The organism is Comamonas thiooxydans (genome assembly GCF_002157685.2).
In the GTDB taxonomy this organism is placed as follows: domain Bacteria; phylum Pseudomonadota; class Gammaproteobacteria; order Burkholderiales; family Burkholderiaceae_C; genus Comamonas; species Comamonas testosteroni_H.
In genome coordinates, this window is sequence record NZ_AP026738.1 from 2472020 (window position 1) to 2491433 (window position 19414).

The window sequence follows — 19414 nt, forward strand, 5'->3', positions numbered from 1 at the left end:
GAGGTCAGCGAGATATGAGCGATCAGTCAACGATCTATCAAGCCTATCAAGGCAACACCTATCTGTTCGGCGGCAATGCGCCCTATGTCGAAGAGATGTACGAGAACTACCTGGCCAACCCCGGCAGCGTTCCCGATTCCTGGCGTGAATACTTCGATGCCCTGCAGCATGTGCCTGCAGTGGACGGCACCGACAACAAGGACGTTCCCCACCTGCCCGTAATCAATGCTTTTGCCGAGCGTGCAAAGCAGGGCGGCACCAAGGTGGTGGTGGCTTCCGGCGCCGACTCCGAGCTGGGTCGCAAGCGCACGGCCGTGCAGCAGCTGATTGCGGCCTACCGCAACGTGGGTCAACGCTGGGCCGATCTGGATCCTCTGAAGCGCACCGAGCGCCCCGAAATTCCCGAGCTGGAGCCTTCCTTCTACGGCTTCACCGACGCCGACCAGGAAGTGGTGTTCAACACCAGCAACACCTTCTTCGGCAAGGAAAGCATGACTCTGCGCGAGCTGATGAATGCTCTGCGCGAAACCTACTGCGGCACCCTGGGCGCCGAGTACATGTATGCCACCAATCAGAATCAGAAGCGCTGGTGGCAGCAACGCCTGGAATCGATCCGTTCCAAGCCCGTCTTCAATGCGGACGAGAAAAAGCGCATCCTGGACCGCCTGACCGCTGCCGAAGGCCTGGAACGTTATCTGCACACCAAGTATGTGGGCCAGAAGCGCTTCTCGCTGGAAGGTGGCGAGTCCTTCATCGCCGCCATGGATGAGCTGATCAACTCCGCCAGCGCCAAGGGCGTGCAGGAAGTCGTGATCGGCATGGCTCACCGTGGCCGTCTGAACGTGCTGGTCAATACCCTGGGCAAGGCGCCCAAGGATCTGTTCGCAGAGTTCGACCACACCGCTCCCGAAGATCTGCCTGCCGGTGACGTGAAGTACCACCAGGGCTTCAGCTCCGACGTGTCTGCCAAGGGCGGCCCCGTTCACCTGTCGCTGGCCTTCAACCCCTCGCACCTGGAAATCGTCAACCCCGTGGTGGAAGGTTCGGTGCGCTCGCGCATGGACCGTCGCGACGACCCCATGGGCAAGCAAGTGCTGCCCGTGCTGGTGCACGGTGACGCAGCCTTCGCCGGCCAGGGCGTGAACCAGGAAACCCTGGCGCTGTCCGAAACCCGTGGCTACACCACCGGCGGTACGGTTCACATCATCATCAACAACCAGATCGGTTTCACGACCTCTGACCCTCGCGACCTGCGCTCCACGCTGTATTGCACCGACATCGTCAAGATGATCGAGTCGCCCGTGCTGCACGTGAATGGCGATGATCCCGAAGCCGTGTGCCTGGCCATGCAACTGGCGCTGGAATTCCGTATGGAGTTCTCCAAGGACGTGGTGGTCGACATCATCTGCTTCCGCAAGCTGGGTCACAACGAGCAGGACACACCTGCACTGACACAGCCTCTGATGTACAAGAAGATTGCTGCCCACCCCGGCACGCGCAAGCTGTACGCAGACAAGCTGGCCACTCAAGGCCTGGGCGACACGCTGGGCGACGACATGGTCAAGGCCTATCGCGCCGCCATGGACGAAGGCCGTCACACCCAGGACGTGGTGCTGACCAACTTCAAGAGCAAGTACGCCGTGGACTGGAGCCCCTTCGTGGGCAAGACCTGGACCGACGCTGGCGACACAGCTATTCCCTTGACCGAGTGGAAGCGTCTGGCCGAGAAGATCACGACTCTGCCTGCCAGCGTGAACCCTCATGCTCTGGTCAAGAAGGTGTACGACGATCGCGCAGCCATGGGCCGCGGCGATGTGAACGTGGACTGGGGCATGGGTGAAACCATGGCCTTCGGCTCCCTGGTCGCCTCGGGCTATCCCGTGCGTCTGTCGGGTGAAGACTCGGGTCGCGGCACCTTCACGCACCGTCACGCCGTGGTTCATGACCAGAAGCGTGAAAAGTGGGACGAGGGCACCTATATTCCTTTGCAGAACGCTGCCGAGAATCAGGCTCCGTTTGTCGTCATCGACTCCATCCTGTCCGAAGAGGCAGTGCTGGGCTTCGAATACGGCTATGCATCGAACGACCCCAACACCCTGGTGGTGTGGGAAGCCCAGTTCGGCGACTTCGCCAACGGTGCCCAGGTGGTGATCGACCAGTTCATCGCATCGGGTGAAGTGAAGTGGGGCCGTGTCAACGGCCTGACACTGATGCTGCCTCACGGCTATGAAGGCCAGGGCCCCGAGCACAGCTCGGCGCGTCTGGAGCGCTTCATGCAGCTGGCTGCCGACACCAACATGCAGATCGTGCAGCCCACAACGGCCAGCCAGATCTTCCACGTGCTGCGTCGCCAGATGGTTCGTGGCCTGCGCAAGCCGCTGGTCATCATGACTCCCAAGTCGCTGCTGCGTAACAAGGACGCCACGTCGCCCCTGTCCGAATTCACCTCTGGTGGTTTCCAGACCGTGATCCCCGAGCAGGACGAAACCATTGTCAAGAACGCTGCCAAGGTCAAGCGCATCATCGCCTGCTCGGGCAAGGTGTACTACGATCTGGTCAAGAAGCGTGCCGAGAAGGAATCCAAGGACGTCGCCATCATCCGCGTCGAGCAGCTGTATCCCTTCCCCCACAAGGCGTTCGCCGCCGAAGTGAAGAAGTACGCCAACGCTACTGACATCGTGTGGTGCCAGGATGAGCCGCAGAACCAGGGTGCCTGGTTCTTCATCCAGCACAATATTCACGAGAACATGCGTGAAGGCCAGAAGCTGGGCTACTCCGGTCGCGCCGCGTCCGCTTCGCCCGCTGTCGGCTACGCACATCTGCACCAAGAGCAACAAAAGGCACTGGTGGAAGGCGCATTCGCCAAGCTCAAGGGCTTTGTCCTGACCAAGTAATACAGGCGACACCCCCTGTCCGAGGACAGGGGGCACAAGAAACATCTTTGGAAAGAATTCAAAATGGCAATCGTTGAAGTTAAAGTCCCCCAGCTGTCCGAATCCATCACTGAAGCCACCATGCTGACCTGGAAGAAAAAGGTCGGCGAGGCAGTGGCCATCGATGAAATCCTCATCGAAATCGAAACCGACAAGGTCGTGCTGGAAGTGCCCGCTCCTTCGGCTGGCGTGATCACCGAAATCCTGCAAGGCGACGGCGCAACCGTGGCTGCCGAGCAAGTGATCGCCAAGATCGACTCCGAAGCCGTCGCCGGTGCCGCTGCTCCTGCAGCCGCCCCCGCTGCTGCTGCGACTCCTGCTGCTGCCCCCGTGGCCGCCGCTCCTGCCGGCGCCGACAAGAGCGGCGTGGCCATGCCTGCTGCTGCCAAGATCCTGGCCGATAACAACCTGTCCGCTGCCAACGTGGCTGGCACAGGCAAGGACGGCCGCGTGACCAAGGGTGACGCTCTGGGTGCCATCAAGGCCGGCGCAGCCATCCCCACCGGCGCTCCCAAGGCAGCTCTGGCTCAGGTGGCAGCTCCCGTGACCAAGGAGAACCTGGGCGACCGTCCCGAGCAGCGCGTGCCCATGACACGTCTGCGTGCCCGTATTGCAGAGCGTCTGCTGCAATCCCAGGCTACCAACGCCATCCTGACCACGTTCAACGAAGTGAACATGGCTCCCGTGATGGAACTGCGCAAGAAGTTCCAGGACCAGTTCACCAAGGAACATGGCGTGAAGCTGGGCTTCATGTCCTTCTTCGTCAAGGCTGCAGTGCATGCCCTGAAGAAGTTCCCCGCAGTCAACGCCTCCATTGACGGCAACGACATCGTCTACCACGGCTACTTCGACATCGGTATCGCCGTGAGCTCGCCGCGTGGCCTGGTGGTGCCCATCCTGCGCAATGCAGACCAGATGAGCTTCGCCGACATCGAAAAGAAGATTGTCGAATTCGGTCAGAAGGCCAAGGAAGGCAAGCTGGGCATTGAAGAAATGACCGGCGGCACCTTCTCCATCTCCAATGGCGGCACCTTCGGCTCGATGATGTCCACCCCCATCATCAACCCCCCTCAGTCCGCCATTCTGGGCGTGCACGCCACCAAGGACCGCGCCGTGGTCGAGAACGGTCAGATCGTGATCCGTCCCATGAACTACCTGGCCATGTCCTATGACCACCGCATCATCGACGGCCGCGAAGCCGTGCTGAGCCTGGTGGCCATGAAGGACGCGCTGGAAGATCCTTCTCGCCTCCTGTTTGATCTGTAATTCAGCAGATCGAGCTTCTACAAAGCCCACCACCAAAAGCGGTGGGCTTTTTTCGAGTTAAACAGAGAAAAGATTCAAATCATGAGCAAGCAATTTGACGTCGTCGTGATCGGCGCAGGCCCCGGCGGCTACATCGCTGCCATCCGCGCTGCACAACTGGGTTTCAACGTCGCCTGTATCGACGAGTGGAAGAACGCCGCTGGCGGCGCTGCTCCCGGCGGCACCTGCACCAACGTGGGTTGCATTCCCTCCAAGGCGCTGCTGCAGTCTTCCGAGCATTTCGAGCATGCCAAGCTGCACTTTGCGGACCACGGCATCTCCACCGGCAAGGTCGAGATGGACGTGGCCAAGATGATCGCCCGCAAGGAAGCGATCGTGAAGCAGAACAACGACGGCATCCTGTACCTGTTCAAGAAGAACAAGGTCACCTTCTTCCACGGCCGCGGCTCCTTCGTCAAGGCTGTCGAAGGCGGCTACGAGATCAAGGTGGCAGGCAAGGAAGAGGAAGTCATCACCGGCAAGCAGATCGTGGTGGCCACTGGCTCCAACGCGCGTGCTCTGCCAGGCGTGGCCTTCGACGAAGAAAACATCCTGTCCAACGACGGCGCTCTGAGCCTGGGCAAGACTCCCAAGAAGCTTGGCCTGATCGGTGCCGGCGTGATCGGCCTGGAAATGGGCTCGGTCTGGCGCCGTCTGGGTACGGAAGTGACCGTGCTCGAAGGCATGGACAAGTTCCTGCCCGTGGTGGACGAGCAGATCGCAAAGGAAGCCAAGAAGGCTTTCGACAAGCAAGGTCTGAAGATCGAGCTGGGCGTGAAGATCGGTGAAGTCAAGTCCGGCAAGAAGGGCGTGACCGTTGCCTACACCAACGCCAAGGGCGAAGCCCAGACTCTGGAAGTGGACAAGCTGATCGTGTCGATCGGCCGTACCGCCAACACCATCGGCCTGAACGCCGAAGCCGTGGGCCTGGCTCTGGACGAGCGCGGCGCCATCGTGGTGGACGATCTGTGCAAGACCAATCTGCCTGGCGTGTGGGCTGTGGGCGACGTGGTGCGTGGCCCCATGCTGGCGCACAAGGCCGAGGAAGAAGCCGTGGCCGTGGCCGAGCGCATTGCCGGCCAGCACGGTCATGTGAACTTCGCCACTCTGCCTTCGGTGATCTACACCAGCCCCGAAGTGGCATGGGTGGGTCGTACCGAGCAGCAGCTCAAGGCCGAAGGCGTCAAGTACAAGGCGGGCTCCTTCCCCTTCCTGGCCAACGGCCGCGCGCGTGCACTGGGCGACACGACCGGCATGGTCAAGTTCCTGGCCGATGCCGAGACTGACGAGATCCTGGGCGTGCACATGGTGGGTCCCATGGTGTCCGAGCTGATTTCCGAAGCCGTGGTGGCCATGGAGTTCAAGGCATCGAGCGAAGACATCGCCCGTATCTGCCACGCTCACCCCTCGCTGTCCGAATCCACCAAGGAAGCGGCTCTGGCTGTGGACAAGCGTACCCTGAACTTCTAAGTTTTTTTCAGTCTTGCGCGCAGGTTTTGACATGGCTGTGAAGTGCCCGCGCGCAGGCTGAGTTTCTTTTAGAATTCAGAACAAAATGGCTGCTAACGCTTAGTGCATAAGCGGTAGCAGCTATTGTTTTTTGAGCATCTGGAGACAAGACGGTGAATGTAAGACAAGCCTACGAGGCGGAACTGGCCGCCAAGGGTTTCAAAAGCGATCCCGCGCAGTTGCGTGCAGTCGATGCGTTGCAGCGCTGTGCCGACGAGTGGGCCGTGTACAAGGGCAAGCGCTCCAATGCTCTCAAGAAACTGATCAATCACCCCAATCTGCCCAAGGGCGTCTATATGTACGGCGGTGTGGGGCGCGGCAAGAGCTTTCTGATGGAATGCTTCTTCAATGCAGTGCCCCTCAAGCGCAAGGTGCGACTGCACTTTCACGAATTCATGCGCGAGGTTCACCGTGAGATGCATCTCATGCAAGGCACGCAGAATCCGCTCGATGCCCTTGGCGCCAAGATCGCCAAGAAGTACAAGCTGATCTGTTTTGACGAGTTTCATGTCGCCGACATCACCGACGCCATGATTCTCTACAAGCTGCTCGAGTCGCTGTTTGCCAACGGCGTGGGCTTTGTGACGACCTCCAACTTCGAGCCTGACGGCCTCTATCCTGGTGGCCTGCACCGCGACCGGATCCTGCCTGCGATTGCCCTGCTCAAGGAGCGCATGGAAGTGGTGAACGTGGACAACGGCACTGACTATCGCCGCCGCACTCTCGAAGATGCCAAGCTCTATCATTGCCCGTTGGGCCCGGAAGCCGATGCCGCGATGCAGGAGACCTTCGATCGCCTGGCCGAGGCCCATGACGAAGAGCCGGTGATGCAGATCGAAACCCGCAAGATTGCGGCCAAGCGCCGTGCTGGCGGCGTCGTGTGGTTTGACTTCCGCGAACTCTGCGGCGGCCCGCGCTCGCAAAATGACTATCTGGAAATTGCCACGCAGTTTCACACCATCTTGCTGTCCGATGTGCCCGAGCTGCATGTGAACATGGCTTCGGCCGCGCGGCGCTTCACGCTGCTGGTGGACGTGCTCTACGATCGCCATGTCAAGCTCATTGTGTCGGCTGCCGTGCCGCCCGAGAAGATCTATACCGAAGGTCCTCTGTCTCACGAGTTCCCGCGCACCGTCTCGCGTCTGAATGAGATGCGCTCCAAGGAATATCTGGCGCTTGAGCGCCGCGTGGTGGACACCAGCTTGACCTGATCGCCTGCGGGCAGCTGCCTGCGGCTTTAAGATGCCAGCCTGTACTTCGAGTTCTGAGTTGATGACGATGCCCACTATCCTTGCCCAGCTGATCCGCCGCCGCATTGCAGGCTTTGCACTGGCGCCTCTGGCCGCCGTCTGGCTGGCTTGTGTGCCGGCCATGGCCCAGGTAAAGGCAGATTCGGCGCAGCAGACCGACAAGCAGGCGCAGAAGTCGGTTGCCGAAAAGGCGCGCCAGCAACTGAACCAGCAGCGCGAAGCCGAGCGCGGCGAGATTCTCGGCAAGCGCGCCGTTATCGAGCAGCAGCGGGTGGCTGACGAAAAGCTCTGCTACCAGAAATTTGCCGTGGAGGGTTGTCTGGCCGATGCCCGCAGGGCGGCACGTGAAAAAGATGCACCCCTGCGTGCGCGCGAGCTGGAAATCAACGACGCGGAGCGCAAGGAAAAGGCGGCGGCCAAGCTGCAGGCCATTGAAGAGAAAAAAGCCGAAAACGCTGCCGTTCCCATGAAGTCTCAGCAACGCGAGAAGAATGGCAAGAGCCAGCCCGAGCCCACGGGCTCGGGTGCCAAGCCTGCGGTTGACGAGCAGGCGGCGCAGGCACAGCGCCAGACCGAGGCCCAGCAGCGTGCCAGCAAGCAGGCTGACTATGTGCGCCGCCACGAGAAAAACCGTGCCCAGGCCGATCAGGGGCGAGCCGAGCGTGAAGCCAAGGCCAGGGCAGATCATGAAGCCAAGCTAAAGGCTGCAGCCGAGCACAAAGCCAGGGCTTTGCAGCAGGCCAAGGAGCGCGGTCAGACGGCAGGGCCACTGCCAGCACCTGCGCCCTGATACATTGAGGATCGACAGTGCTCTAAAGTAGGGTGCTACCGAAAGCATTGCTGCAAGCGCCTGTTTCCAAGGCGCTCCAGCAGTCTTGCCTGGACTGAGTAGCTCTTCAAGGGTTTGCTGCTGCGGCTGAGGTATCCAGCTTGAGTATCGCCAGCGAGAGGTTGTCACCACCCCCGGCCGCGCGCCGCCTGGCTTTTTCAATCAGAAATTGCGAGGCTTCGCGTGGCGAGAGTCCGTCAAGTACGGTGCCCAGCTCCTGTGCGGTGAAGTAATGCCACAAGCCGTCCGAGCAGGCCATCAAGCTGTCGCCCGGCAGCAGTTTTTCAATCATGTGGTGGCTCATGGGCGGCGGCGGCTCGGCTCCCAGGCAGCCCAGCAAGATGTTGGACTGTGGGTGATGCTGAGCCTCGGTTTCGGTGAGCTCGCCGCGGTCGACCAGTGCCTGTACATAGGAGTGATCGAGCGAACGGTGCATGAGGGAGGAGCCGCGAAAATGGTAGAGCCGTGAATCGCCGGAGTGCATGAAGTGGCAGCGACTGTCGGGCAGGACCACAAAGACCGCGATGGTGCTGTGGGGCTCCTGTTCCGCGGCTATGGCGGTAAGGCGAATGACGGTGTGAGCATCCTGCACAATGGTGCGCAGCATGCGTGTGCAGTCTTCCTTGGTGGGCTCAAAGCGCTCGAAAACCTGGCGGGCCGTCAGCATGACCTGATCGGATGCCTTTCTCCCGCCGCTGCGCCCGCCCATGCCATCGGCTACCACGCCGAGAATGCAGCCCTTGGCATAGGGATGCGCCATGAGCAGAACCTGGTCCTGCTGGTATTCTCGGTCACCGCGATGAATGCCGGTGGCCGCCTGAATGCGGTAGCTGGGTGACATGAGTGTGTGCGAGTGCGCTCGCAGAGCGAGATTTAACGTTGCGTTACATTTTATCGGGCAGGGGCTGGGCCTCTGGCGAATATTGGCGATCTTATGTGAGCTTGCGCTGACTTGGCTTGTTGGAAGGTGAAACGGTTTTGACTCATTTGCAGGAGGCGGTCGCGCAGGTGTTTGCGCAGCAAGGTGCGCTCTCGCTGGCTGAACCCGCATTCACGCCGCGCCCAGGCCAGACCCGCATGGCGCTGGCGGTGGCTCAGGCCATAGAGGAGGGCGGGGTGCTGGTGGTGGAGGCCGGCACGGGTGTTGGCAAGACCTACGCCTATTTGGTGCCTGCTTTGCTCAGTGGTCAGCGCGTGCTGGTGTCCACGGCCACCAAGGCCCTGCAGGACCAGTTGTTTGCCCGTGATCTTCCACGCCTGGTTCATGGTCTGGGCCTGCCTCTGCGCATGGCCAGGCTCAAGGGGCGTTCTTCCTATCTGTGTACGGAGCGGCTGGAGCGTGTGCGCCAGGGTCGTACGGCTCCTCAGGATCCGCAGGTGCTGCGCGCCGTGGCCGATGTGGAGCGCTGGGCCAGGGTCACGCGTACCGGCGATCTTGCCGAGCTGACGGCGCTGGATGAGCGCTCCCCTGTGATGCCCTTGGTGAGCTCCACCAAGGACAATTGCATGGGGTCTGACTGCCCGCACTGGCAGGGCTGCCATGTCAATCAGGCGCGTCAGCAGGCGTTGGAGGCCGACGTAGTGGTGGTCAATCATCACCTGCTGTTTGCTGACCTCGATGTGCGCGACAGCGGCATGGCTCATCTTTTGCCCAGCACCGGGGTGGTGGTGATCGATGAAGCCCATCGGCTCAACGACATCGGCGTGCAGTTTGCGGGAGAGGCTCTGTCCAGTCAGCAGTTGGTGGGGTATGCACGTGATGTCCTTAGGCTGACGCAGGAACATGCACGCGGCATGGCTGACTGGCTGGTGCTGTGTGCCACGCTGGAGCAGGCCATGCGTGAGCTGCGCCTGCAGGCCGGCAAGCCTCCGGTCGGAGGGCGGCTTGCGTGGCAAGCGGTGACTCCGCAGGGACTGGACGCGGTGAAATGGCGTGCGGCACTGGTGCGGCTGGGGCAGAGCCTACGTGCCCTGTTGATTCCACTCTCAAGCCTGGAGGGGGCAGGGGCAGAGCTGCTGCGTCTGTATGAGCGCGGCGCAGAGTTGCTCGCGCGACTGGCACGCTTTGCTGCTCCTGCGGATGATGAATGCGTGCGCTGGCTGGAGGTCGGGGCTCAGTATCTGCGCATGCTGGAGTCGCCGCTGTCGATTGCCCGCATCATGCAGCAGCGGCTGCTTCAGCGCTCGCTGGAGGATGCCGGCATGGACCAGGGCGAGGAGCTTGATCCTTCAAGGAAGAAGGCCTGGGTTTTCACCTCGGCCACATTGGGAAATGACGCCCAGCTGAGCTGGTTTGTCGAGTCCTGCGGCCTGCGCGGAGCACAGGTGCTGCAGGTGGAAAGCCCGTTTGACTACCATCGGCAAGCCGGTGTCTATGTGCCCCAGCCCTTTGTTGCGGCCGGCAGCGCACAGCACAGCCAGCAGGTCGCCCAACTGGTGCAGGATGCAGCGCAGCGCATAGGCGGCCGCACCCTGGTGCTGACTACCACCCTCAAGGCCCTGCATGCGATCAGCGCATCGCTGCGCAGCAGCCTGGGCCTGTTTGCTGATCTCGATGTGCTGGTACAGGGCGAGGCGCCCAAGCTGGCCTTGATTCAGCGCTTTATGGCCGCCGGGGCAGTCGCCGGACGAGGAGCTGTTCTGGTGGCTTCCGCCACTTTCTGGGAGGGGGTGGACCTGCCCGGCGACATGCTGCAGCTGGTGGTGATCGACAAGCTTCCGTTTCCGCCTCCCGATGACCCCCTGGTCGAAGCCCGTTCGCGACTGCTGGAGAGCGTGGGGCGAGGGGCGTTTCATGATTACATGCTGCCCGAGGCGGCCCTGGCCCTCAAGCAAGGGGCCGGACGTCTGATCCGCAGCGAAGCCGATCGTGGCGTGCTGGTCATCTGCGACAGCCGCTTGATGACTATGGGCTATGGAGCGGAGTTGATGTCGGCGTTGCCTCCCATGCGCGTGCTGGGCAGTCAGCCGGAGTTCGAGGCGGCGCTGGAGCAGTTGTCGGCGCAACACGCCAAGCGTGACGGCGAGCAGGCGCCGGCGCAGGATTCAGAGGCGTAGAAATGAAAAAGGATGCGCTTGACGCATCCTTTTGTCCCTCGGGCGGAAAACGCTGCTTACCAGAGCTTCCACCAGGATTCTTTTTTCTTCTCTACGCTTTGCTCGGTGTTGGTGCCATAGCTGCTCTCCAGCACGCGCTGGGCGTCGTCACGCAGCTGAGTCATGCCCAGGGCGTCATAGGATTTGACGAGGATCACCATGGCTTCGCGCACCGCAGGCACGTTCTGGTAGTCCTTGATGGCAGCCTGCGCACGGGCAATTGCTGCGACATAGGCGCCTCGGCTGTAGTAGTACTTGGCGACATGGACTTCGTACTGGGCCAGCGAGTTCACGATGTACTGCATGCGCTGGCGGGCATCATCGGAGTACTTGGAATCTGGAAAGCGGGTCACCAGTTCGCGGAAGGACTCAAACGAATCCTTGGCGGCTTTCTGGTCGCGCTCGGACAGATCCTGGCGGGTCAGCCAGCCAAACATGCCCAGGTTGTCATTGAAGTTGACCAGGCCCTTGAGGTAGAGGGCGTAGTCCATGGCGGGGCTGGCAGGGTGCAGCTTGGTGAAACGGTCCAGCGTGGCCAGAGCCTGCACTTTTTCGCCGGCCTTGTACTGGGCGTAGGCTTTTTCCAGCTGGGCCTGCTGGGCCAGAGGTGTGCCGGCGGCACGACCTTCGAGCTTTTCAAACAGCGGCACGGCCTTGTCATAGGCGCCGGAGGAAGATTCATCGCGCGCTTCGGTATAGATGCGCTCTGGTGTCCACTTGGCCGTCGGGTCGTCCTTGGTGCTGGAGCATCCCGCCAGCGTGGCGGCGATTAACACGGCAGGGACTAGAGTCAGTGAAATACGCGGCATGGTGGACAGTTTTCTGACAATCATTAGCGGTAATAGGAGGCAGGCCCGTAGCATCTGGCGGCAAGGCGCAAACCTACACCATACACCACCAGGCCCGGACCTTCCTGAAAAAGGATCGAAGCATTGTAATGGGCCGCTGGATCGCGCCGGCGAGTTGCTGCCGTCTTTACGCTACGTCCACAGCGAATCTAGAGGCATTGAGTCCGCAGGGACGAAGCGCTCTTCCTACAATAGCGGCCATGTTTGTCCATCTGCGCCTGCACACCGAATTCTCCGTCGTCGACGGAACCACCCGCGTCAATGCCATGATCAAGGCCGCTGCCGAAGATGGGCAGGTGGCGATGGCCATTACCGACTTCAACAATCTGTTTGGCGGCATCAAGTTCTACCGCGAAGGCCGTGGCAAGGGCGTCAAGCCTCTGCTGGGCGCCGAGATCATGCTCGAAGGGCTGGGCGATGCGCCGCCTTCGCGGATCATCGTTCTTGTGCAGAGCAAGCAGGGCTACCACAATATTGCCGAGCTGCTGGCACGCGGCTGGACGCGCAATGTGGTGCGCGACCAGGCACAGCACAAATGGGAATGGTTGCAGGAGCTGGGCGAGGGCCTGATCGTGCTGTCCGGTGCGCAAGCCGGCCCCGTGGGCATTGCTCTCACCCGTGGAGATGAAAAAGGCGCGGCCGAGATCGCCCAGCGCCTGGCCACCATGTTCCCGCACCGCTTCTATATCGAGTTGCAGCGCGCGGGCCGCTCCGATGACGAGTCGCATGTGCTGGCGGCCGTGAAGCTGGCCAGCCGTCTGAATCTGCCGGTGGTCGCGACCCACCCGATCCAGTATGCCAAGCCCGACGATTACGAGGCCCACGAGGCCCGCGTCTGCATCGCCGAAGGCGAGATCCTGGGCAATGCCAAGCGGGTGCGCAAGTTCACGCGCGACCAGTATTTCAAGACCGCTGCCGAAATGGAGCAGCTGTTTGCCGACATTCCGAGCGCGATCGAGAACACGGTGGAAATTGCCCGCCGCTGCAGCCTGACGCTGGAGCTGGGCAACCCGCAACTCCCCAACTTCCCCGTGCCCGATGGCATGACCATGGACGAGTTCTTCCGCCACGAGTCCTACCAGGGGCTGGAGGAGCGTCTGGTGCACCTCTATCCCGATGCGGCCAAGCGCGACGCCCAACGTGCGCGCTATGTGGAGCGGCTGGAGTTCGAGCTGGGAACCATCATGAAGATGGGCTTTCCGGGCTACTTCCTCATCGTGTCGGACTTTATCAAGTGGGCCAAGGCCAATGGCTGCCCAGTGGGGCCGGGTCGTGGCTCGGGTGCCGGCTCGCTGGTGGCCTATGTGCTCAAGGTGACTGACCTGGACCCGCTGGAATACAACCTGCTGTTCGAGCGTTTCCTGAACCCCGAACGCGTGTCCATGCCCGACTTTGACGTGGACTTCTGTCAGCAGAACCGCGATCGCGTGATCGACTATGTCAAGGACCGCTACGGCCGTGATGCCGTCAGCCAGATCGCCACCTTCGGCACCATGGCCGCACGTGCGGCCATCCGCGACGTGGGCCGCGTGCTGGACATGAGCTACACCTTCTGCGACGGCATCTCCAAGCTGATCCCGAACAAGCCCGGCCTGCATGTCACGCTCAAGTACCCGCCCAATCCGCCCAAGGAAGGCGACAAATACACCTACGCCATCAAGGAGGAGCCGATTCTGGCCGAGCGCATTGAGCGCGAGGAGGACGTCAAGACCCTGATCGAGATGGCGCAGAGCCTGGAGGGCATGACGCGAAACATCGGCATGCACGCCGGTGGCGTGGTGATTGCGCCGGGCAGGCTGGCCGATTTCTGCCCGCTCTACCAGCAGCCTGGCAGTACCTCGGCCGTGGCCATGTACGACAAGGACGACGTGGAAGCCGTGGGCCTGGTGAAGTTCGACTTCTTGGGTCTGGCCACGCTGACGATTCTGGAGATTGCGCGCGAATTCATCATGAAGCGCCACAAGGGGCAGGAGAACTTCCAGTTCGAGAACATTCCGCTGGACGACTACCCGACCTACAAGCTGTTCTCGGATGGCAAGACCGAAGCCGTCTTCCAGTTTGAATCACGCGGCATGCAGCAGATGCTCAAGGAGGCCAAGCCCTCGCGCCTGGAAGACCTGATTGCGCTGAACGCTCTTTACCGTCCCGGTCCCATGGACCTGATTCCCACCTTCATTGCCCGCAAGCACGGGCAGGAAGTCGTGGAGTATCCGCATCCGCTGGTCGAGTCGGTGCTCGCCGAAACCTACGGCATCATGGTCTACCAGGAGCAGGTGATGCAGACCGCCCAGGTGCTTGGTGGCTACTCGCTGGGCGGCGCCGACTTGCTGCGCCGGGCCATGGGCAAGAAAAAAGTCGAGGAGATGGTCAAGCACCGGGGCATCTTCCGCGAGGGCGCGGCCAAGAACGGACTGAGCGAGGAAAAGGCCGACGAGGTCTTCGACCTGATGGAGAAGTTCGCGGGCTACGGCTTCAACAAGTCGCACGCGGCAGCGTACTCCCTGCTGGCCTATCACACGGGCTGGCTCAAGGTGCACTACACGGCCGAGTTCTACTGCGGCAATATGACCGTGGAAATGGACAACACCGACAAGCTCAAGGTGTTGTACGAGGACGCGCTCAAGATGGGCATCACTTTCGAGATGCCCGATGTGAACCGCGGCGTGCACCGCTTCGAGCCGGTGACCGACAAGGTCATACGCTATGGCCTTGGAGCCATCAAGGGGACAGGGCAGGCGGCCATCGAAGCCATTGTGGCTGCGCGCAACGGCGAGGGCACAGGCCCCAACGGCCACGAGAAGGGGCCGTTCAAGAGCCTGTTCGACTTCTGCCTGCGTGTGGATCGCAGCCGCATCAACAAGCGGACGGTGGAAGCGCTGATCAAGGGTGGCGCCTTTGACACGATAGACATGAACCGCGCCTCGCTGATGGCGACGCTGGACACGGCCTTCGGCTTTGCTGCCACCTCGATTGCCAACGCCGATCAGGGTGGTCTGTTCGACATGATGGGCGATGACGCGCTGGGCTCGAGCACGGCGGAGCCGCCTATGGCCGATGTGCTGCCCTGGGGCGTCAAGGAAAAGCTGACGCTGGAAAAAACGGCCATCGGCTTCTATCTGACAGGCCATCTGTTCGACGAGGTCGAGGCCGAAGTGCGCCGCTTCGTGCGCACCCCGATCGGCGAGATGCGTGACAGCCGCGAGCCGCAGACCATGGCCGGCATCATCGGCGGGCTGCGCACCATCAACGGCCAGCGCGGCAAGCTCAGCATCTTCACGCTGGACGACAAATCGGCGGTGATCGAGGCCTCGGTCGACGAAAAGACCATGGCAGCTTGCGCCGAAGTGCTCAAGGAGGACGAGTTCGTCGTGGTTTCGGGCCGTCTCCAGCCCGACCGCTTCAGCGGCGGCCTGCGCATGAAGGTGCAGCAGATGTGGAGTCTGGCCGATGCACGCTGCCGTTTTGCGCGCTATCTGCAGGTCAGCGTCGGGGAGAAGATGCCCAATGTGCCGGCGCTGCTGCGCCAGTTCCCGGCCAAGGTCGAGGAAACCGAAAGCGGCAATATCAACCATGGCGTGAAGGTGCGTCTGGACCTGATATGCCGCGACGAGCGCGGCTCGGCCAGTTGCGAGCTGGCGCTGGGCGAGAGCAGCCGCTTCTATCCGTCGGATGCCGCACTGGCCGCCTGGTATGGCTCGGCGGCTGCGGGTCAGGTCAAAGTGGTTTATGAATAAAAAGCATGGGCTGCCTTTTCGAGCTGCTTGCACTCGAATGCCGGATAGGAGCCTGAATTTTTGATAGCGCAGAGCGCTTGCTGGTTAAGGGATTTCCATGGATTTCCCTTGGTTTTGCCAAATTTGCTTCCGGCCGCCTTGAAATCCCTAACAATGCTATGCATATGCCAGCGCAAAAACATTGCAACGGCTCGCTAGAATGGATTTCATGGCTACCCAACTCCCATCAATTCCCCCGGTCTCGCCAGCGATCAGAACGCCTGACGATGGAGATTCCTTGGTGCTTGAACGGCGCCGCCAGCGGCTGCAGCCGCCACGCATGTATCAGGTGGTGATGCTCAATGACGACTTCACGCCCATGGAGTTCGTGATTGCCGTGCTGCAGGAGCTGTTCGGCAAGGACCGCGAATCGGCCACGCAGATCATGCTCAAGATTCATTTGGACGGCCGTGGTGTCTGCGGCGTCTACAGCCAGGATGTGGCGGCGACAAAAGTCGAGCAGGTGCTGCAGGCGGCCCAGAAAGCGGGTCATCCGCTGCAGGCCACATTCGAGCCTGTTGAATAAGCGCAGTCCGCCCTCAGATTAGTTAGCAGAGAGTCAACCAAGCAAGCCGAAAGGAGTCGCACATGATCGCTCAAGAACTGGAAGTCAGCTTGCACATGGCGTTTGTCGAGGCCCGTCAGCAGCGCCACGAGTTCATCACCGTGGAGCATCTGCTGCTCGCCCTGCTGGACAACCCCAGTGCAGCTGAAGTGCTGCGCGCATGCGCGGCCAATATCGACGACCTGCGTTCATCGCTGTCCAACTTCATCAAGGACAACACACCGCAGGTGGACGGCACCGAAGAGGTGGATACGCAGCCCACGCTGGGATTCCAGCGTGTGATTCAGCGCGCCATCATGCATGTGCAGTCCACAGGCAATGGCAAGAAGGAGGTGACGGGCGCCAATGTGCTCGTGGCCATCTTCGGCGAAAAGGACTCCCATGCCGTGTACTACCTGCACCAGCAGGGCGTGACGCGCCTGGACGTGGTCAACTACATTGCTCATGGCATCAAGAAGGGCGAACCGCCCGAGCCTGCCAAGGCCGAATCTCCCTCGGAGAACGAGGAAGGCGCGGCCGGCGAGCGCAATGAAAAAGCCTCGCCGCTGGAGCAGTTCACACTGAACCTGAACCAGGCCGCCAAGGAAGGCAAGATCGATCCGCTGATCGGGCGCGAGTACGAGGTGGAGCGCACCATCCAGATCCTCTGCCGCCGCCGCAAGAACAACCCGCTGCTGGTGGGTGAGGCCGGTGTGGGCAAGACTGCCATTGCCGAGGGTCTGGCCTGGCGCATCACCGAGGGCACGGTGCCCGAGGTGCTCAAGGAAGGCGTGGTCTACTCGCTGGATATGGGCGCGTTGCTGGCCGGCACCAAGTACCGCGGCGATTTCGAGCAGCGCCTCAAAGGGGTGCTCAAGTCGCTCAAGGACAAGCCACATGCCATCCTGTTCATCGACGAGATCCACACGCTGATCGGAGCCGGTGCGGCCTCGGGCGGCACGCTGGACGCGTCCAATCTGCTCAAGCCTGCGCTGTCCAGCGGCCAGCTGCGCTGCATCGGCGCGACCACCTTCACGGAATACCGTGGCATCTTCGAAAAAGACGCGGCCCTGTCGCGCCGTTTCCAGAAGGTGGATGTGGTCGAGCCTACCGTGGCCGAGACCGTGGACATCCTCAAGGGCCTGAAGTCGCGCTTCGAGGAGCACCACAGCATCACCTATGAGCAGGAAGCCCTGCAGGCGGCGGCCGAGCTGTCGGCCAAGTACATCAACGACCGTCACCTGCCCGACAAGGCCATCGACGTGATTGACGAGGCCGGTGCTGCCCAGCGCATTGCTCCCGAAGCCCAGCGCAAGCAGACCATCGGCAAGGCCGAGATCGAGGCCATCGTGGCCAAGATTGCCCGCATTCCGCCGGCCAACGTCAGCAACGACGACCGCAGCAAGCTGCAGACGCTGGAGCGTGACTTGAAGAGCGTGGTCTTCGGCCAGGACAAGGCACTGGAGGTGCTGTCGTCTGCCGTGAAGATGGCGCGCTCGGGTCTGGGCAAGCCGGACAAGCCGATCGGCTCCTTCCTGTTCTCCGGCCCCACGGGCGTCGGCAAGACGGAAGCTGCCAAGCAGCTGGCCTATATCCTGGGCGTGGATCTGATCCGCTTCGACATGTCCGAGTACATGGAGCGTCATGCGGTCAGCCGACTGATCGGCGCGCCTCCCGGCTATGTGGGCTTTGACCAGGGCGGTCTGCTGACCGAGGCCGTGACCAAGAAGCCGCATTCGGTGCTGCTGCTCGATGAAATCGAAAAAGCGCATCCGGACATCTTCAACGTGCTGCTGCAGGTCATGGATCACGGCACGCTGACCGACAACAACGGACGCAAGGCCGACTTCCGCAACGTGATCATCATCATGACCACGAATGCGGGCGCCGAGACCATGAACAAGGCCACCATCGGCTTCACGAATCCGCGTGAGGCCGGTGATGAAATGGGCGATATCAAGCGCCTGTTCACGCCCGAGTTCCGCAACCGTCTGGATGCCATCGTCAGCTTCAAGCCGTTGGACGAGCAGATCATTCTGCGCGTGGTCGACAAGTTCCTGCTGCAGCTGGAGCAGCAGCTGGCCGAGAAGAAGGTGGACGTCACCTTCAGTGACGAGCTGCGCAAGCATCTGGCCAAGAAGGGCTTTGACCCGCTCATGGGTGCACGCCCCATGCAGCGCCTGATCCAGGACACCATCCGCCGCTCGCTGGCCGATGAGCTGCTGTTCGGTCGCCTGACCAACGGCGGACGCCTGGAAGTGGACTGGGACGAAGCGGGCAACGAAGGCAAGGGTGATGTCAAGCTCACCATTACCGAGCTGCCCAAGGACGCCCCCAAGGCCGAGCCCGAGCAGGCCGTCGCCGAGTGAGGCGGACTGATGCAGGCTTTCGCCGGCGTCCATAAAGGGCGCTGAAAACAGAAACCGGCAGTGGAGACACTGCCGGTTTTTTTATGGCCCGCTTCGCCCGGTTTTTGCTCTTGTCTTTGGTCCTGCAGCCCGCGATAGGGCCGCGCATGAAAGCCCCGGGCAGAGTGGTCTGATCAATCGCGCAGGTACAGCAGCAACATGAAGATCGGCGTGCCGATCAGAACGCCGATGATGCAGAACAAGGGGGCGTAAACCAGCAGGCTTATTTCCAGGGTGCGCATGCATCCCGAGAGGCTCTCATGCAGGCAGCTGACCCCGTCGGGCGGCAGAAAGATGCTGTGAAACGGCAGGAAAAGCGCCGCCACGGCGAGGCTGGCAAGCAGTGCCAGAAAGACGGAGAGAACAAGTCGGCCCAGGATTTTCATGATGTGCATCTCTGCCGCAACTATAGATGGTGGAGCCATGAATGCCGGGTTGCGGCGGGAAAACGGCACGGATGCCTGCCTAAGGCTTGTTGCCCCTGATACCGCGCGCGGCCAGGCTGATGAGATTGAGCACGGCGACGACGATGCCCTTGCTCAGCGGCAGCAAGGCGAAGAACAGAAAGAAGAGGTGGTTGGCCTGCCACCGCGGCATTGTGCGCAGATGTGCGAGCCAGCTTTGAGCATGGCCGCCGGCCACGGCGGTCGCAATGGCGGCGGCAAGCAGGGCCAGGAGCGTGACGGCCAGGGCCTTGGCACGCTTGGATGCGCGCTCGAAGGAGAGCGTGACGGGACGGATCAGACAGCAGCCAAAGACCAGGGCGCAGAGAAAAGGCACCAGGTCCACGGCTTCGCCGCGCACGAGCCAAGGCAGGGCTATCGCATAGGACAGAACCAGCAGGCCGAGGCCGGTGGCTCCTATGAGTCGGGGTTGCCGCTGTTGCTGCTGCTTCATGGACGTCTGCCGGTGCGCTGGA

At 61.5% G+C, this 19414-nt stretch carries 13 protein-coding genes; 9 read left to right on the plus strand and 4 right to left on the minus strand.

All coding sequences use genetic code 11. From position 1 onward, the window contains the following. The first annotated feature begins 14 nt into the window (after positions 1-14). From CTR2_RS11400 to CTR2_RS11420, 5 genes are all read left to right on the plus strand, one after another. Positions 15-2894: a 2-oxoglutarate dehydrogenase E1 component gene (locus CTR2_RS11400; protein ID WP_003055529.1), complete on the plus strand. Its 2880-nt coding sequence runs from the start codon at positions 15-17 to the stop codon at positions 2892-2894. A gap of 63 nt (positions 2895-2957) precedes the next feature. After that, positions 2958-4199, plus strand: a complete 1242-nt coding sequence (gene odhB, locus CTR2_RS11405; RefSeq protein ID WP_087083999.1) for a 2-oxoglutarate dehydrogenase complex dihydrolipoyllysine-residue succinyltransferase — start codon at positions 2958-2960, stop codon at positions 4197-4199. A gap of 81 nt (positions 4200-4280) precedes the next feature. Then, positions 4281-5708, plus strand: coding sequence for a dihydrolipoyl dehydrogenase (gene lpdA / locus CTR2_RS11410; RefSeq protein WP_087083998.1), 1428 nt, complete (start codon positions 4281-4283; stop codon positions 5706-5708). A gap of 152 nt (positions 5709-5860) precedes the next feature. Continuing rightward, positions 5861-6958 (plus strand): cell division protein ZapE, encoded by a 1098-nt coding sequence (gene zapE / locus CTR2_RS11415; protein WP_087083997.1) that lies wholly within the window; start codon positions 5861-5863, stop codon positions 6956-6958. A 67-nt stretch (positions 6959-7025) separates the two neighbouring features. Beyond that, positions 7026-7787 (plus strand): hypothetical protein, encoded by a 762-nt coding sequence (locus tag CTR2_RS11420; RefSeq protein WP_087083996.1) that lies wholly within the window; start codon positions 7026-7028, stop codon positions 7785-7787. Between the two features lie 106 nt (positions 7788-7893). Here CTR2_RS11420 and CTR2_RS11425 read toward each other — a convergent pair whose 3' ends face one another. Further along, entirely contained in the window at positions 7894-8667 is a 774-nt protein-coding gene (locus CTR2_RS11425; protein WP_087083995.1) for a PP2C family protein-serine/threonine phosphatase, read from the minus strand. Positions 8668-8804: 137 nt separating this feature from the next. Between CTR2_RS11425 and CTR2_RS11430 the strand changes: the two genes are divergently transcribed. Continuing rightward, entirely contained in the window at positions 8805-10883 is a 2079-nt protein-coding gene (locus tag CTR2_RS11430; RefSeq protein WP_087083994.1) for a DNA repair helicase YoaA, read from the plus strand. A gap of 56 nt (positions 10884-10939) precedes the next feature. On the opposite strand, the gene CTR2_RS11435 is transcribed toward CTR2_RS11430, so the two are convergent. After that, positions 10940-11731: an outer membrane protein assembly factor BamD gene (locus CTR2_RS11435; RefSeq protein WP_059440289.1), complete on the minus strand. Its 792-nt coding sequence runs from the start codon at positions 11729-11731 to the stop codon at positions 10940-10942. A 239-nt stretch (positions 11732-11970) separates the two neighbouring features. Between CTR2_RS11435 and dnaE the strand changes: the two genes are divergently transcribed. The 3 genes from dnaE (at position 11971) to clpA (ending at position 18456) form a co-directional block, all read left to right on the plus strand. Then, positions 11971-15504 (plus strand): DNA polymerase III subunit alpha, encoded by a 3534-nt coding sequence (gene dnaE / locus CTR2_RS11440; RefSeq protein WP_087083993.1) that lies wholly within the window; start codon positions 11971-11973, stop codon positions 15502-15504. Positions 15505-15703: 199 nt separating this feature from the next. Then, complete coding sequence (gene clpS / locus CTR2_RS11445) at positions 15704-16069, plus strand: ATP-dependent Clp protease adapter ClpS (RefSeq protein ID WP_034349666.1); 366 nt, start codon at positions 15704-15706, stop codon at positions 16067-16069. 62 nt (positions 16070-16131) lie between these two features. Beyond that, complete coding sequence (gene clpA, locus CTR2_RS11450) at positions 16132-18456, plus strand: ATP-dependent Clp protease ATP-binding subunit ClpA (protein ID WP_087083992.1); 2325 nt, start codon at positions 16132-16134, stop codon at positions 18454-18456. A 173-nt stretch (positions 18457-18629) separates the two neighbouring features. Here the strand turns inward: clpA and CTR2_RS11455 are convergent, their stop codons facing one another. Both CTR2_RS11455 and CTR2_RS11460 read right to left on the minus strand, forming a co-directional pair. Next, entirely contained in the window at positions 18630-18881 is a 252-nt protein-coding gene (locus tag CTR2_RS11455; RefSeq protein ID WP_087084633.1) for a hypothetical protein, read from the minus strand. Between the two features lie 79 nt (positions 18882-18960). Then, positions 18961-19392: a polymerase gene (locus CTR2_RS11460; RefSeq protein ID WP_087083991.1), complete on the minus strand. Its 432-nt coding sequence runs from the start codon at positions 19390-19392 to the stop codon at positions 18961-18963. Between the last annotated feature and the right edge of the window lie 22 nt (positions 19393-19414).